This window comes from Paenibacillus sp. GM2 (assembly GCF_900069005.2).
In the GTDB taxonomy this organism is placed as follows: domain Bacteria; phylum Bacillota; class Bacilli; order Paenibacillales; family Paenibacillaceae; genus Fontibacillus.
On the sequence record NZ_LN831277.1, the window covers coordinates 523,940 to 539,957 of the forward strand.

19 protein-coding genes are annotated in these 16,018 nt (G+C 41.3%); all 19 read left to right on the top strand.

The window, feature by feature from the left end; translation table 11 throughout:
* Window positions 1–1,224 (top strand): helicase-related protein (locus BN1360_RS05830; protein ID WP_229520841.1); only part of this gene is annotated, 1,224 nt, incomplete at its 5' end.
* A 434-nt stretch (window positions 1,225–1,658) separates the two neighbouring features.
* Window positions 1,659–2,471, top strand: coding sequence for a ComF family protein (locus BN1360_RS05835; RefSeq protein WP_082789952.1), 813 nt, complete (start codon window positions 1,659–1,661; stop codon window positions 2,469–2,471).
* A gap of 476 nt (window positions 2,472–2,947) precedes the next feature.
* On the top strand, window positions 2,948–3,370 hold the full coding sequence (locus BN1360_RS05840) for a TIGR03826 family flagellar region protein (protein WP_068778989.1): 423 nt from the start codon (window positions 2,948–2,950) through the stop codon (window positions 3,368–3,370).
* Between the two features lie 126 nt (window positions 3,371–3,496).
* Window positions 3,497–3,781 (top strand): flagellar biosynthesis anti-sigma factor FlgM, encoded by a 285-nt coding sequence (gene flgM / locus BN1360_RS05845; protein ID WP_068778958.1) that lies wholly within the window; start codon window positions 3,497–3,499, stop codon window positions 3,779–3,781.
* A gap of 9 nt (window positions 3,782–3,790) precedes the next feature.
* Entirely contained in the window at window positions 3,791–4,294 is a 504-nt protein-coding gene (locus BN1360_RS05850; RefSeq protein WP_068778959.1) for a flagellar protein FlgN, read from the top strand.
* 32 nt (window positions 4,295–4,326) lie between these two features.
* Window positions 4,327–5,904, top strand: a complete 1,578-nt coding sequence (flgK, locus tag BN1360_RS05855) for a flagellar hook-associated protein FlgK (protein WP_068778960.1) — start codon at window positions 4,327–4,329, stop codon at window positions 5,902–5,904.
* Between the two features lie 19 nt (window positions 5,905–5,923).
* On the top strand, window positions 5,924–6,811 hold the full coding sequence (gene flgL / locus BN1360_RS05860; RefSeq protein ID WP_068778961.1) for a flagellar hook-associated protein FlgL: 888 nt from the start codon (window positions 5,924–5,926) through the stop codon (window positions 6,809–6,811).
* 36 nt (window positions 6,812–6,847) lie between these two features.
* Complete coding sequence (locus tag BN1360_RS05865; RefSeq protein ID WP_068778962.1) at window positions 6,848–7,246, top strand: DUF6470 family protein; 399 nt, start codon at window positions 6,848–6,850, stop codon at window positions 7,244–7,246.
* Window positions 7,243–7,668, top strand: a complete 426-nt coding sequence (fliW, locus tag BN1360_RS05870; protein ID WP_068778963.1) for a flagellar assembly protein FliW — start codon at window positions 7,243–7,245, stop codon at window positions 7,666–7,668. Before BN1360_RS05865 ends, fliW begins: the two co-directional genes overlap by 4 nt.
* Window positions 7,669–7,908 carry a carbon storage regulator CsrA gene (gene csrA, locus BN1360_RS05875; RefSeq protein WP_068778964.1) on the top strand — a complete coding sequence of 80 codons (240 nt, stop codon included), beginning with the start codon at window positions 7,669–7,671 and terminating at the stop codon, window positions 7,906–7,908. It abuts the gene before it with no gap.
* A 24-nt stretch (window positions 7,909–7,932) separates the two neighbouring features.
* Window positions 7,933–8,289 (top strand): flagellar protein FlaG, encoded by a 357-nt coding sequence (locus tag BN1360_RS05880; protein ID WP_068778965.1) that lies wholly within the window; start codon window positions 7,933–7,935, stop codon window positions 8,287–8,289.
* 21 nt (window positions 8,290–8,310) lie between these two features.
* Window positions 8,311–9,690, top strand: a complete 1,380-nt coding sequence (gene fliD, locus BN1360_RS05885) for a flagellar filament capping protein FliD (RefSeq protein ID WP_068778966.1) — start codon at window positions 8,311–8,313, stop codon at window positions 9,688–9,690.
* A 20-nt stretch (window positions 9,691–9,710) separates the two neighbouring features.
* Window positions 9,711–10,100 carry a flagellar export chaperone FliS gene (gene fliS / locus BN1360_RS05890; RefSeq protein WP_229520849.1) on the top strand — a complete coding sequence of 130 codons (390 nt, stop codon included), beginning with the start codon at window positions 9,711–9,713 and terminating at the stop codon, window positions 10,098–10,100.
* Window positions 10,093–10,512, top strand: a complete 420-nt coding sequence (locus BN1360_RS05895; protein WP_068778968.1) for a hypothetical protein — start codon at window positions 10,093–10,095, stop codon at window positions 10,510–10,512. Before fliS ends, BN1360_RS05895 begins: the two co-directional genes overlap by 8 nt.
* 105 nt (window positions 10,513–10,617) lie before the next feature.
* Window positions 10,618–11,445 (top strand): flagellin N-terminal helical domain-containing protein, encoded by an 828-nt coding sequence (locus BN1360_RS05900; protein WP_068778969.1) that lies wholly within the window; start codon window positions 10,618–10,620, stop codon window positions 11,443–11,445.
* A gap of 108 nt (window positions 11,446–11,553) precedes the next feature.
* Window positions 11,554–12,129, top strand: coding sequence for a hypothetical protein (locus BN1360_RS05905; protein WP_068778970.1), 576 nt, complete (start codon window positions 11,554–11,556; stop codon window positions 12,127–12,129).
* A 15-nt stretch (window positions 12,130–12,144) separates the two neighbouring features.
* Window positions 12,145–14,034 (top strand): motility associated factor glycosyltransferase family protein, encoded by a 1,890-nt coding sequence (locus tag BN1360_RS05910; protein ID WP_068778971.1) that lies wholly within the window; start codon window positions 12,145–12,147, stop codon window positions 14,032–14,034.
* Window positions 14,018–15,019 carry a UDP-N-acetylglucosamine 4,6-dehydratase family protein gene (locus BN1360_RS05915; protein WP_068778972.1) on the top strand — a complete coding sequence of 334 codons (1,002 nt, stop codon included), beginning with the start codon at window positions 14,018–14,020 and terminating at the stop codon, window positions 15,017–15,019. The genes BN1360_RS05910 and BN1360_RS05915 overlap by 17 nt, the downstream gene beginning before the upstream one ends.
* Window positions 15,020–15,055: 36 nt before the next feature.
* Window positions 15,056–16,003, top strand: coding sequence for a GDP-mannose 4,6-dehydratase (locus BN1360_RS05920; protein WP_068778973.1), 948 nt, complete (start codon window positions 15,056–15,058; stop codon window positions 16,001–16,003).
* Window positions 16,004–16,018: the final 15 nt, after the last annotated feature.

The window sequence follows — 16,018 nt, forward strand, 5'->3', positions numbered from 1 at the left end:
CTGCGCGGCAGCGCTGAGGCCGTGCCGCCTCCGGCGGGCGGCACGGAAGGGACCCCCACCAGGTCCCTGCTGGACCGGTGGGGGCTGAGCCCTGCGCAGCGCGATGCGGCTTCCGCCGCGCTGCAGTTCCTGGCGCAGCTACAGATCGCGCCAGCCTCCAGAGCGGCCTCCCGTCATGTGCTCCGTAACAGCAAGTTCACAAGCCCCGGTCGCCTATTCCAGAGCAGAGATCGCTCCCTTCCTCGCTTTCTGCTCTGGGCTGTGACCGGGGCAGGCAAGACCGAGATGATATTTCCGCTTATCCATTACACATTGAGCGATGGTGGCACAGTACTTGTGGCTACACCAAGACGGGACGTTGTATTGGAGCTGGCGCCGCGCATTAGCAAGGCTTTTCCAGAGGAGAAAATTGCTGTTCTCTATGGCGGTAGTACACAGCGCTGGGAAGAAGCCAGGCTTATTTTGGCTACAACACATCAACTCATGCGTTTTTATCATGCATTTGATCTCGCCATCATCGATGAACTGGATGCATTTCCTTACCACAATGATCCGATGCTTGCTTTTGCCGCCAAAGAATCCTGCAAAGACACCGGGCGATTCATCTTCCTGTCGGCTACCCCGCCTGCGCAAATGCAGCGGGAAGTACGTCAAGGCAGATTGGCACATGCTAAGGTTCCAGCACGGTTCCATGGTCATCCGCTGCCCGTACCGCGTCGGATCCGGATCGAATCGATGGAGGACTGTCTTCGCCGCCGCTCTCTCCCATCTGCTCTGACGGCTTCGTTAGAACAATCGGTTGATCGAGGGGCACAGATCTTTATCTTCGTGTCCCGAATTCGGCATATCCAGCCTCTAACTGGACTGCTGAGAAGGCATTTTTCGAGCGTACCAATTGAAGGTACTTCATCACAGGATGTTTCGCGTGCGGAGAAGGTGCTTGATTTCAGGGCAGCAAAGACGCGCGTACTAGTGACTACTACGATTTTGGAACGAGGGGTTACTGTACCGAAGAGTGATGTCTTTATTTTGGATGCGGACAGCGATCTGTTCGATGAGGCCTCACTCGTCCAGATGGCAGGCCGGGCTGGCAGATCGAAGGATGATCCGGCAGGAAGGGTCTGGTTCGCTTCTCTAGAATGGACCCGGTCGCAGCGTGGAGCAGTGCGGCAGATCCGTGCTATGAATGCCATAGCCCGCAAAAAGGGCTTCTTACATTTATAGCAGCGATTCACATAGCTTCAGCATGCTGGATCCTAACGCATCATTGACCTTGTTACAGCACTTGATTATTCTGCTCCGTCTGCTGGAGGAGATATCAAATTGACCACCAAGCCGATTATTGACGGAAGAGAACCAAAATCTATTAATAGTTGTATTAAGTACACTTATATTTTGGATAAGAGAGGGTGGCAGGAGAATAGTTGGATTTCATACAGCTAAGTTTCTACATTTGAGTGAAGGTAGGGGTTATACAAATTTAAATATATTTTTATATCTATTTCCCCGTTATGTGGAGAAAGTCCGAATTTAGTTGTGTGACTTACAGTTATTTAGAAGGACAAGACAGCCAGCCTTCTGAAAATGTGGGTATGAGTGCCTCACAAATTTTTATATTTACATAAGAAAATATCATTTTCATAGAACGAGGTGAAGATATGTCTTGGAAGGACTTATTAGTCACTCCGGTCCATCAATGGCTGGCTCCCTCGGTTGGAAGCTGTCTGACCTGTGGGAAGATGATTCGCGCTGGGGGCTGTGGGGTCAAAGGCTTTTCACAAATTTGTACTGTATGCTATAAGCTGATTCCCTGGATTACTGTACCCCGTTGCCAGGTATGCGGAAGGGCGGTGGGCTGTCCGGATTGCAGCAGAGCTGGTCAGGGGACGAGGAACTTTCTAATGAACCGGAGCGCGGTTCAATATAATGCAGCGATGCGCGAATGGTTGGCGCAATATAAGTTTCGGGGGAATGAATCGCTGGGGCCGCTGCTGGCGCAGATGATGACATATGCGCTGAGGGCCATGCTCGAGGAGTTAAGGGTGAAATCGGCAGTTCCGAAGCATCTCTTCGATATAGTGACATTTGTTCCCGTGAGTGAGGAACGTATGCTAGAACGAGGGTTCAATCAATCTAGAACTCTAGCTTATGGAGCAGCAAGGGGAGCTAAAACTCCGGTATTAGAACTGCTTGGGCGCTCCCGACATACTGAGAAACAGAGCTCCAGGAACAGAAGGCAAAGACTCATGGATTTGAATGGAGTATTTGATCCGTTACCTGATGCCGTAGATAAGCTAGAGGAATATCTGCTATCCAAGCATTTGGTCCAGCGTCCCGTCCGTCTACTGCTGATTGATGATGTGTATACCACGGGAAGCACAATCGATATCTGTGCGTCGGTTTTACATCGTATTTGCCGGGAACGGGGGCATTCTGCCGAGGTTTACAGTTTGACTTGGGCGCGTTCGTAGGAATTTACCTAGATAGAGGTTGTTCAAAAACTTTGCTATTAATAAGTAAACCTATTGAAATCATTCAAGGATGTGCAACCGCTAATCAAAGTTAGGTTTTCGTGCAATATAGAATTCCATCAACTCCGCCGATAACCAATAAAATTTTATATTTTACATGAAGTAACACAAAAAGTTTATTCGAAATTGAAACTTAAATTCAGATAAAGGGTTGCAAAGTCATTCCCTACGGAAACATCTCAGAAGCTCACGTACAAACTATAAAAATACGGTTCTTCAAAAACGTGTAGATTCGTTTCGAATACCCAGATTTACCCATCTCATGCTGAAAATTGAAATTTTAGAATATACACTAATAAGGGCGCGAAATATTTATTTTCTGGAAGAAGAGTGAGAGAAAGGGATGGACGAAACTTGTCTGATCATGTAATCTAACATCAGATGATGATTTCTGAAGGGAAGAGAAAGAGATGGATATGAATCTTGGGAATTGTCCGCGTTGTGGAAGGTTGTTTGCCAAAAATTTCAGAGACCTCTGTCCTTCTTGTATGAAAGATATAGAAGCGGAGTACGAAAAATGTCTCGAATATTTGCGTGAGCATAAGTCAGCCACGATGATTGAGTTGTCTGAGGCAACAGATGTCACAACCAGGCAAATTACGAAATTCATTAAAGAGGGGCGCATCTCGATTGCGAATAACCCGAATATGATGTATCCGTGTGAAGTGTGCGGAGTCTTGATCTATGAAGGCAATATGTGTGATAGCTGCCGGAACCGTCTAGCCCGTGACATAAGCGCAGCGGCCAGAGAAGAACAGGCCAAAGCTGCTAATCAGGAGGATCGTCGTAATGGAGGCGCATATGGGGTTGTCGACAAATTTCGGGCGCCAGAACGCTGAAAACCCTGATATTATGGCATAATATTCTTTATAAACCAATGGTTCGCTATAAAATAAGTACGAACTTACGCCGATAAACTTATTAAAGATTATCGGTTTTTTTATTTGGAAAGAAAGGTGAAGCCCATGAAAATTAATGATACCGGACGGGTAGGCGCCATAAATAACTATCAACGTCAGTACGAGGCCGGGCGTAAAGGATTAGATCATAAATCGCGGCGCAAAGACGAATTATCTATTTCCACAGCAGGCATGGAATTATTGAAAGCCCAGGAGAGTGCACAGTCGCCGGAACGTATGAAGCGGATCGAGGAGCTGAAGGAGCAGGTCTCCACAGGAACTTACCATGTAGACGCCGGCAAGCTTGCTGAGAAGCTTCTTCCATACTTTAAGTCTTACACCGAGAACTAGGGGGTAGCTATGGCAGAGATCGAAGTATTGATTGGTTCGTTGGATGATCTAAGTGAGCAGTACGATATTTTGCTCGATATCATGCAGCAGAAGAAAGCCGCCATTATTGCGAATAATTACGATGATTTGGTGCAGGTCTTGTCGAGAGAATCGAAATTAGTCAAAGGAATTCAATCCAGAGAAGAACAGATTCAATCCTCTGCACATCAATTTTTGCAGTCCAAGGGAATCAAATCAAGGTTGGAGCTTACCATTACGGATATTCTCCGCTTAGTGTTCGATCCTGAAGAGAAGCAGAAACTTGCTTCCAGCCAACAGCGGATTAATGGACAGCTTGAGAAGCTCAAGCGAACCAACGAATTGAACCAAGAATTGATTGGACAATCACTCCAATTTATCGAATTTTCTCTGAATTTGATGTCTGGCGGGTTTGACGAGGAGAGTACCTATGCACCCCCGCAAAGTCAGGAGAAGAAAACTTCATCTCGTAGCAGTTTCGATATCAGAACATAACAAATCAAGCTTTTAATTAAAGGAGAATGATCATGACCTCCACTTTTCACGGAATAGAGACAAGCAAGCGCGCATTGTTCGTAAATACAACCTCCATGCAGACGCTGGGACATAATATTGCGAATGCAGGCACAGACGGTTATAGCCGTCAGAGAGTCAATCAGACAGAAGCCAGACCGATCTGGGCGATGGGAATGACCAAGAGTCAGCAGCCTGGACAGATCGGTACTGGTGTAGAGTACGGGAGTATTACACGTATTCGGGACAGTTTCCTGGATACGCAGTTCCGTCGTGAGAATCAGTACTTGGGTTCTTGGGAAGTGTTGAATTCGACCATGGTGTCCATTCAGAATATTTTGAATGAGCCTTCAGGCAGCGGACTCAGTAAAGTCATGGACGATTTCTGGAATTCATGGGAGACATTGAACAGTGACCCTTCTTTGCTAAGTGCCCGTGTTGCCGTCGCTGGGGCGGCTAGTAATCTCGTGGATACACTGCAGCATGTCGGTGAATCGCTAACAAATCTGACAAATGATATTAATTCAAGTATTGATAAGAAAGTGCAAGAGGCGAACAACATTATCGATAATATCGCTCGTTTGAATGTACTTATTCGTGATAATGAGAGCTTCGGCGATCATGCGAATGATTACCGGGACCAAAGGGATTTGTTGATCGATAAGTTATCTACCATAGTCGATGTTCAGTCTACCGAGAACGAAGTAGGTGTCGTTAGCATCACAGCTGCAGGGGTGCAGTTGCTGGATGGAGGTGACGAACCGGCTGCTTATCTTACGGCAGCTAATGCGGCTACTGCTACAGCCGGGCAATTGAGCGGATACAATGCCTCGTTGCAAGAAACTCAGCTGATCCGGGATCAGCTGAATGCCATGGTCAGCACACTAGCAACGGGCGATGTGAAAGTTACTTTAAGTAATGGGTATGTGACTTCGAATGTAATGACAGCATTGAATGATGTTACTTTGTCGGATGGTACAGTCGTGACGGCTGGACAGAATATTCCAGCCGGCTCTCAAATTGCTTCCCCTATGGAGATCATGGTTAAGGGCTTCAACGGTCTGCATGAGCTCGGGTATACATTGACAGAGCCAACTACTTCAGGCATTCCGTTCTTTGTATCCAATAGCGGCAACTTTACGATTGATGATATTAAGGTGAATCCAGAGATTCTTAAAGATACGAATAAAATAGCGGCTTCGTCTAAATTTGAAAGTAAGAACGGTGTGAATGTAGCGATTCGTGGTAACAGCGATATTGCTAATGCCCTAACCAGTTTACGAGACGCTTTGTTCACATTCCCTGCTGAATTGACTTCTTTATCCAAAGGTTCCACGGACGACTATTTCCGCGCTCTTGTCGGCGATCTGGGAATTCGGGCCAGCAACACAGAGCGGAACTTCGAGAATCAGCAGAGCCTGGCTGATAATTTGCAAATTCAGAGACAATCGGTAAGTGGCGTATCGCTCGATGAGGAGTTCGCAGACATGATTCGCTTCCAGCAAGCGTATAATGCAGCGGCCCGCAATATGACGACCGTAGATGAAATGCTCGACCGGGTCATTAACCAAATGGGCGTAGTTGGCCGCTAATTAGGAGGGATATACTAAGATGCGCGTAACAGGATCAATGCAAAATCTACAGCTGCTAAAAAACCTGCGGAATATTAATACATCGATGACGGAAGGCCAGCAGCAGCTGGCGACAGGACAAAAAATCAGTAAACCTAGTGACAATCCCGTAGGCGTAACCTACCAAATGCGCTACGATACGGACTTGGCCAGAAGCGATGTCTTCCTGTCCAATGCCAATACAGGCTACGAAATTCTCTCCACCATGGACTCGTTGCTGCAGCAATCGTCTGATGTTCTCAAACGTGCGAGAACTCTCGCACTACAAGCTAGTAATGGTACTTACGATGATCAACAGCGGAAAACTATTGCAGCCGAGATCAGGCAGCTTAAAGAGCAAATGGTGACGATCGGCAACAGTACGTATAACGGAAAGTACTTATTTAATGGACAGAAGACAGATCAGGCTCCTTATACAGTAGATGGAGCGGCAAATGATCAGACAGATCCTGGGCAGTTTTACTTGAATGTCAGCCCTGCTGTAAAAGTGCCTGTAAGTATTACTGGTGAGGCTGTGTTTGGTCAGGCGGGAACTGATAATGCGTTTAAGGTTTTAGATGACCTCGCAGACGCCTTAGACAGTAATAATATCTCAGGAATATCAGCAAGCCTGGATAAGATTGACGCAACAGCAGATAAATTAGCAGTTAGTTGGGCGGAAATAGGCGCTAGAATGAATCGATTTGAATTAATGCAAAATCGGATAACGAATGAACAAGTGAACTTACAGGCTCAGCGAGCTGATGTAGCAGATGTTGATTTCGCTTCCGGGATCATGGACTTAAAAATGAAGGAAAATGTCCTTCAAGCTGCATTATCAACGGGAGCAAGGATTATGCAAACCTCGTTGATTGATTTCATGAGGTAATAGGTATGCAACCTATTTTAGAAGGGGGGGGCGGTAATGCCGGGAATTCAACCTATATTATCTAGTGATTGGGGTAGTTATAGACCATCGGAAATTACCGTTCATCTCAAATCACCAGAAATGTCTACGGATTGGGCAAACGTGTTTGATGATCTAGGGTTAAAACGCCCACAATCATTGATGAGGGAAATGGTTAATGGGGCACAAGTCGAGGTGCTACAAAATATTTCCTTAAAGGCACAAGAAGGTGATAGGGTAGCTAATGTTTCTTCGAGAGAGGGGAATGTGTTCGGTCATATCGCTCATGAACGATATATGCGGAAGGGCCAAAAGGAAGTAATAGTTGAAGCTCTTCCTAGACAAGGAGTAGTAATTGATTTTCGAATATACCCTCCTGAAATTCAAGTCGATCCGAGAGGGGTACTTCCCAGATGAGGCAAATAATAAGTAAAGTTTATGGCTCGTTAAAACTCGATGATAGCCAAATATATACATTTGATTCAGAGGTAATTGGAATTGTTGATATCAAACAATATGCATTATTTCCAATGAAGGAGACTCCGTTTTTCGTACTGCATGCATTAGAACAAGAAGTAAGTTTCATTCTGCTTCCTTCACATGAAGCTCTTGAGAATTATAGTTTCCGTATTACAGATGATATTATTGAATTGCTTGAATTAAAGTCTCCAGAAGATTGCGGAGTTATGCTGATCGTAAATATTCAGGATAACGGATTGTTCGTAAATCTAATGGCTCCAGTACTGCTATCGCCTTATTCTCAGAAAGGATGCCAGTATGTTATTAAGGATCAGGAGTTGCCAATCCGACACCCGCTCCAGATTAAGGGGGCCGATTAAATGTTGGTACTAAGACGCAAAATTGGTGAGACCGTAATGATCGGGAATGATATACAGATACAAATTCTGGGAATCGAAGGCGACCAAATAAAACTTGGTTTTCTAGCTCCAAAGGATATTCAAATATTGAGACAAGAATTGTACCAAGGTATCGTTGCCGAGAATATGGCAGCTAAGGAGCAGACTAGTCAATTACAGCAAGAACAAATCCTGAACCTGCTTAAAAATTTTAAAGTATAAAAATATTTTTAAGGTAGGTATGATATGCAAATTAACCGTAATGATACGAGCCTAAGAGATCAAATGAGAACGAGCGAGTATAGCCCTATAACTCAGTCGCCTAAGTCTGAAGAGATCTCGAATAAAGCAGAAGGAAATAACACTTTTACTCAGGAACAGCAGGATAAGTTTGAAGAACAAATCAAAAAGCTAAATGAGTCGATAGCATCCTCTGGCAAGGAATTAAAATTCAAGTATAATGAAGACGCTAAGCAGCTATATGTAGAGGTTCTAGACGCTAAGACTAAAGAAGTGGTTACGAGCTTACCTCCGGAGTTTTTAATTGATTTGTCTTTGAAAATGAAAGAAATGATAGGGGTATTTCTTGATAAACGTATATAAACAATAGAAGAGGTGGAACACATGACTATTAGTTTTGCGGGATTAGCTTCTGGGTTTAATTCTGATAAATATATTGAAGCTGTCATGAAGCAAGAAAGTATACCACTAACTCGATTGCAAACGAAAATTGATAATACGAATGCATATCGTACAGCATTTAACAACTTGAAGACTCAATTAACTAAATTAAAAGATGCTGCTCAGGCACTGGCAGATATAGATGCTTTCAAATCTTTATCAGCAACGAACTCTAATTCCTCGGTATTGTCGGCTACGACTGGAACAGGAGCAGTTGCAGGAGATTATGTTATAACTGTAAATAAGCTCGTATCCTCTCAAGTGTCAGCTAGTGAGGGCTTTTCTTCTACGGCTGATTTACCAGACGAAATTACTATTAACGGTAAAGCAGTTAGCATAGATAAATCCGCTGGAGACATAGACGCTGTCTTAGCTAAACTAGCTAAAGATATCAATGAATTGTCGGATCCTAAGGTTAAAGCTACTATTGTTCAAACTAGGCCAGGTGAGAAATCCCTTGTACTTACGTCTATAGAAGCAGGAGAAGGTGGAAAGTTCACACTTGGGTCAGACGACCCCGATTTTTGGCAAAAGAATGATACAGGTGGAGTAGCACTGCAAGAAGCGTCTAATGCTTCATTTACCATTAATGGGGTCACAGTTTCAAGCGCAACAAATGAAATTAAGGATGTAGTCCCGGGATTAACACTGAATCTTACCTCAACCGGTACGTCTACAGTAAAAGTTAGTCAGGATACGAGTGGTGTTTCCGATAAAGTCGATGCTTTTGTGAAAGCTTATAATGATATTGTCACAGCGATAAAGAATAGTACCAAGAAATCAGAGAAAAACAGTGATGGTACTCTCACTTTGACACTTCAAGGCGACCCCGTTCTGAGAGATCTACAAATGCAGTTAAATAATTGGCTTAATGGAACTTTTGGTGACAACGAGAACTTTAAATTGTTATCCCAAATTGGCTTGGAAGTTGATAAAGGAGTAACAAGCGCTTCGTTGATGACAGGAAAAATCAGCTTTGATAAAGAGTTGTTTCAGAAGAAGCTAGCTGAAAACCCTTCAGCTGTTGAACAAATGTTCAGAGGTACTGAATCTTCTGATGGAGTAGCTAAGCTATTTGCGAATAATTTAAAATCGTGGACGGATAGTGTAGACGGTATTGTTACTTCAAAGATTAAGGGGTATGATGCCGAAATTTCCTATATTACTGAGCAAATGACAAGTATGAAAGAGCGACTAGCTAAGCGTGAGGACAGCCTAAAAAAACAATATGTGAATCTTGAGGTTGTAATGTCTCAGCTTAACAATCAGAAGGATTGGATAACAAGTCAAGTTTCAATGTTGACCAAATCAAACTCAAAATAAACTAACAGGAGATGAGGCATTTGACGTCGCCGAATCTTGCGGGCTATCAAGCTTATCAGAAGAACAAATATCAGACAGCATCACCGCATCGATTGACCTTAATGCTATATCAAGGTGCGATTCAATTTGCATCAAAAGCACAATTAGCGATTCGTGAAGACAACATCTCCGAGACGAATTTGTTTATTCAAAAGACTCAGAATATTGTGTATGAATTAATGTCATCCCTTGATATGAAGCAAGGCGGAGAAATCGCTCTGAACTTACGGAATTTATACTTATATATGGTAGATCGTCTGATTGAAGGAAATATCAAAAAGTCAGAAGAAGCTATTGCTGAAGTGATTAATATGCTGGAAGAACTAAAATCAGCATGGGAAGAGATCGGGAAGGGTGGTACTCTTGAATAACTCTGATTTGTTAACTCTTCTTCATCAGAGACGACTTCTATTAAAACAGCTTGTTGAGTGTTCCAATCAACAAGTTAAGTTGGTTGAGAAGAAAGATGATGAGGATTTTTCAACTGTATTTCTCCAGACGTTTGAGGAATGGAATAACCTAAAGCGTCAAGTTGAAGAGACTAGTCGAAGCATATCACTTCTGCAAACAGAAAGTGAGCAAGAGCAAGGTTTCTCGGCAGAAGTTGCGGAGTTACAACAGATCGCCGAGAATGTGGAATTCATTCAGTCATCTCTTAGAGAATTTATGTATGGGATTGGAGATGGGATGCAGGAGATAAGCAATCAGAGGAAAATTGTGAATGCTTATTATGGTGGATATCTAAGCGATACCTCCGCAATATATTTTGATGCAAAAAAATAATAAAAATAGTGTATAAAGACTAAATTATCAAACAGAACTGCCGATATATTAATTAGGCCACAAGGATGTGACCAATTTTAACCAAAATCATGGAGGATGATTACGATGGGAATGTTTATTAACACTAACGTTGGCGCTATTAACGCTAACCGTAACCTGAGCTTCAACAACACTAACATGGGTAAAACTATGGAGAAACTGTCTTCCGGTTTCCGCATCAACCGTGCTGCTGACGATGCTGCTGGTCTGGCTATTTCCGAAAAAATGATTTACCAAATCAACGGCTTGAACCAAGCTCAACGCAACGCTCAAGACGGTATTTCTATGATCCAAACGGCTGAGGGAGACTTGACTGAAGTTCACTCCATGCTGCAACGTCTGAATACGCTCGCTAACCAATCGGCGAACGGAACATATGACAACACAGATCGTGGTAACATTCAAAAAGAAGTTACTGAACTTGTTGATGAAATTGACAGAATCACAGGAAACTCTAAGTTTAACGGAGTTTCGCTTCTTGATGGTACTAACACAAGCGTAACATTCCAAATTGGTGTATCTGACTCCGAAACATTGGTTGCTAAATTGAGCGCCAACACTGCTTCCGCACTTGGTCTTAAAGCTTCTGGAGCTCTTGATCTTTCCTCAGCATCTGGTGCATCTAAAGCATTGAGTACTATTAAGTCCGCAATTGAGACAGTATCGACTAACCGTGCTCAACTTGGTGCTTACCAAAACCGTTTGGAACACACAATTAACAGCTTGGGCGTAACTTCCGAGAACCTTTCGGCTGCTAACTCCCGTATTAAAGATGCTGACATGGCTACTGAAATGACAGCATTCACTAAGAACCAAATTTTGGTTCAAGCTGGTACTGCAATGTTGGCACAAGCTAACTCTGCTCCACAATCTGTTCTTAAGCTTCTTGGTTAATATTCAGGGAATAGGCCTCCTTTATGGAGGCCTATTTTTTTTGTTCTATACAAACCTTTGCTAGATATACCGATAAAATAGGTATTACTCGAAAAAGGTGTGTAATCGATGGAAATAAAAGTTGATCAAGCTGAACAGATATCAATTGCAGATGTAAATGCAGAATTCGAAAAAATATGGGCTGACTGCTTGAAAGAAATATACCACGAGGATAGATTAATACATCACGTCGAAATCGATGGACAAATTTTTTATAGCGATTACGAGAATATTATTAAAGATAATTTAGATGTGATAAAGGAAATCCATATTATCACTCTTTCGCGGCAAGAAAGTATAACTGATACAGAGAATACTTTGTCAGAATATTTACTCAAGTATATTCCTGGAATGGAGAAAATTAATAACAAGTTGTATGGGGACTTATCTCCTGAGGCATGGGGAGAATTTGCTACTGGACTAGAAGGCCTCCAATGGATCGTTAGCTCCTTAGAGTTTTTACAGCATTTATATGAGTCAGATTCGAAAGAGCTTGCTCTTACTCAAAGCTATTATTCACAATTAACTCAAACAATTAGAGTGCTTGATGAAGAAATGCAAAATAATAATTTGGTAGCGGTGGCAGATACCATACAATATGAATTGCTACCTTGTCTGAGCGATTTTTTATCGAATAAGAAGTAAGAAAGGTTTAATGATATGGACTTAATTGATAGAAATTTAAATTTTATTGAAAAAAGCTATCCTCAGTTACTACCAGTTATTCAAGGTAGCAATGGGAATTGTTATAAATCAGACTTAACAAAGAGACAAGAACCTAACATTATTTTGAATAAAGATGAAAGTGAAGTTTGTCTTCATAGTAAATATAATGCAGAAGAGGAAGCGCGTAAATGGGTTCTCTCTCTTAATGAGCAAGATATTGAGTCAGAACATCTATTGATTGTAGGATGTGGGTTAGGATATTTTCTAGAACAACTCCTTTATCATTCGAAGTCTTCTTATATTTATATTTATGAACCTAATATTCATATTCTGAAAGAATGGGTCCAGAGTAGGGATGTAACAAGGGCTTTATCTAATCCGAGAGTCCGTTTATTTGTAGTTGGGGAGGATGAACTTTTTCACTCAGTTTTAGCTAGTAGCATCTCTTCATATATATTCAATACGTTTGGACTTGTTTCTCCTCCTGTTTATAAGAGATTATATCCGAATTTGGTATCTGATTTACAATTAAAGATTAGAGATGCTCTTAATGCGAATAGAACTAACCAAGCTACGCTTAGCGTATTTAATAAACAATGGCTTGAAAATGTGTTGTTTAATTTACCTTATATCAACAAAGATAACTCGGCAAAGAAACTTAAAGAGTTCGCTAAAGGATCAACTGCAATCATCGTAGGATCGGGCCCCTCACTTAAATATGATATTGAGTATCTACGAGCTGTTAAATCGAAATGTCTCATTATAGCGGCGGGTTCGAGCATACAAGCTTTAGAACACTATGGGGTTACTCCACATATGGTGGTGTCTATGGATGGAGGCATTCCAAATTATAAAGTATTCGAAAACATAGATACAGGTAAAGTTCCTTTAGTATTTTGTTCGCAAATTAATTATCACATCGTAGAAAATTACAAAGCCCCAGTATTCTCTTCGGTGCTTGAGGCAGATGGGTTAACTCCATACATTGTAGGCAAGGAATCACTTCCAAAATTCCAATCCACTACATCGGTCACGGGTACCGCAATGCAATTGGCAGTCTATATGGGGGCTTCAGAGATTGTTTTAACTGGACAAGATCTTTCATATCCTGAAAATCAATTCTATACTTTAGGTGTTAATCATCTCACTTCTAGTATTATTAATAATGAGCTGAGTAAGGCTAAAGAATTGGTGCCAAATGTAGATGGTGGAGAAAACCTGACTACATTAAAAATGAAAGTAACTTTAAATGATCTTGGACTATTAGTTCAGTTCATTGTTCTACAAGATGTTAGGGTAATCAATTCTTCCAAGCATGGTGCAGTAATATCAGGAACTGAATGGAGGCCCATGGAGGAGTTATTACCTCAATGGTTAGACAAAGAAGACCGAGATTTCACTATTGACAAATTCGCACTGCCATTACAATTGGAAGATAAACTGGAGAACTTCTCTTCGATTAAAAATGATATTCAATCCCTGTATATTAAAGCAAGAGAACAAAGTAAACGGATAACTCGAATGATGGATATCATTCAACAATTAGCTGATAAATTGGTAAATGGAAATATTAGTACTCTTTCGAAAAAATTAATTGAAGTAAATAAATTATGGACTACTATTACCGAACAAGATGTATTTAAAGTGATTTATTCATTTTTGTTAAAGCAACATATTGATACTTACATGCGATATGTAACTGAAATTGTTGAAACTCAAGACCAACGTAAGAAGGCAAAGCTCATTGTAGAGCATTTAGGTAAATTGGTAAAAGTTATGAATGACTTGACTCCTGATTTACTTGAAACTTTGAATATTGGTATAAATCGAATTGATTTATTAATAGATGGATTAGGTGATGTCAGCTATGAACGGACAATTTAAAGGGGCTAAAGTGTTAATAGTAGGAGGTACGGGTACGATTGGTCAAAGCTTGCTTCGAGAAATTTTGTTAGATAACCCGGAGGTTGTTCGCTTATTTAGTAGGGATGAATATAAGCAGTTTCAGCTTCAACAGGAGTATAAGGAATACACGAATATACGATATCTAATTGGTGATGTCAGAGATAATAATCGTTTAGAACGAGCTATGCAGGATATCGACTACGTATTTCACACTGCAGCTATGAAGCATGTTCCTGCATGCGAATATAATCCTTTTGAAGCGGTACAAACGAATGTGTTAGGCACTCAAAATGTAATTCAGGCTGCGTTGGCGTGTAATGTACAGAAAGTTATTTTTACAAGTACTGATAAGGCTATTTCTCCAACGAATACTTATGGAGCATCAAAGTTGATGGCAGAACGTCTTATTGCTGCAGCGCAGTATCAGGCAGGCTCTAAACCTACAAAATTTGCTGCTGTACGGTTTGGTAATGTTATGGGATCAAGAGGGTCGGTCATACCTTTATTCCAGTGGCAAATTGAGGAGAAGAGGAAGATAACAGTTACCTGCAAAGAAATGACTCGATTTATGATGAGCTTACGCCAGGCTACGGAATTAACCTTGAAAGCCATGCAAATAGCACAGGGCGGGGAAATCTTTGTACTTAAGATGCCAATTATTCAACTTATGGATCTAGCGAATATTGTAATTGATCAAACATGTAGTAGATTAGGTATAGAGCCATCTCATATTCTTGTAGAAGAAATCGGTCTACGACCTGGTGAAAAGATGTATGAGGAGTTAATGACGGAAGAAGAGTCGAGAAATGCTTTAGAGACCGAGAATATGTTTATTATTCGTAATTCCTTCATGGAACAAAGAGATTATTTGAATGCAGCTCCAGCTAAAGTGCAAAGCTATAGTTCGCATAGTAATAAACCATTGGAAGCAAATGACTTGAAGCTTTTAATAAGTCAATTTTGATTGTATATAGCTAAGAGGCTTTACAAGGAGGATAAAATGAACATTTTACTTACTGGTGGTGCTGGGTTTATTGGCCGTTGGGTAGCTAAGCAACTATTAGAGGAAGGCCATCAATTATGGATACTGGATAATCTATCAAATGGTAGAGAAGTAAACATAGAAGAATTTAAAGATCATCCCGGACTAAAGCAATTTATTAAGGGTTCAATATTAGACGAGACGCTATTAACGGATTTATTTCAAGAGAATAAGTATGAAATTTGCTATCATTTGGCTGCTTCAATTAATGTACAAGATTCAATAGATGATCCAAGGACTACGTTTAATAACGATACGATAGGTACTTTCTATGTTTTGGAACAATGTCGGCGATATAACACAAAAGTAGTGTTTATGAGTACTTGTATGGTTTACGATCGTAGCTTGGATAATTTGGGGATAAATGAATTGCATCCAACTAAACCAGCATCGCCGTATGCAGGTGCTAAAGTTGCAGCTGAAAATATGGTTTTATCATACTATCATGCTTATGGATTACCTACAGTTGTCATTCGTCCGTTTAATACTTATGGTCCATTTCAAAAGACCGGTGGAGAAGGCGGGGTTGTAGCAATTTTCCTAAAAAATCAATTGAATGGAATGGATCTTAATATTTACGGGGAAGGAACTCAAACCCGTGATTTGTTGTTTGTTGAGGATTGTGCAAGATTTGTTATTGCAGCCGGATTCTCATCGTCAGTTGACGGTGAAATAGTAAATGCTGGTCTAGGTCAAGATATATCTATAAATGATCTCGCGTTCGAAATTGTGAAGGATAAGTCTAAGATCAAGCATGTTAAACATATCCATCCTCAGAGTGAAATACAGAAGTTACTTAGTGATTCAACAAAAGCAAAACAATTGATAGATTGGGAGCCGAAAGTATCATTAAGTGAAGGGCTGAGAAGGACGAAAGAATGGATTGAAACATCAGGACTAATATAGTTATCTTGAATTGAG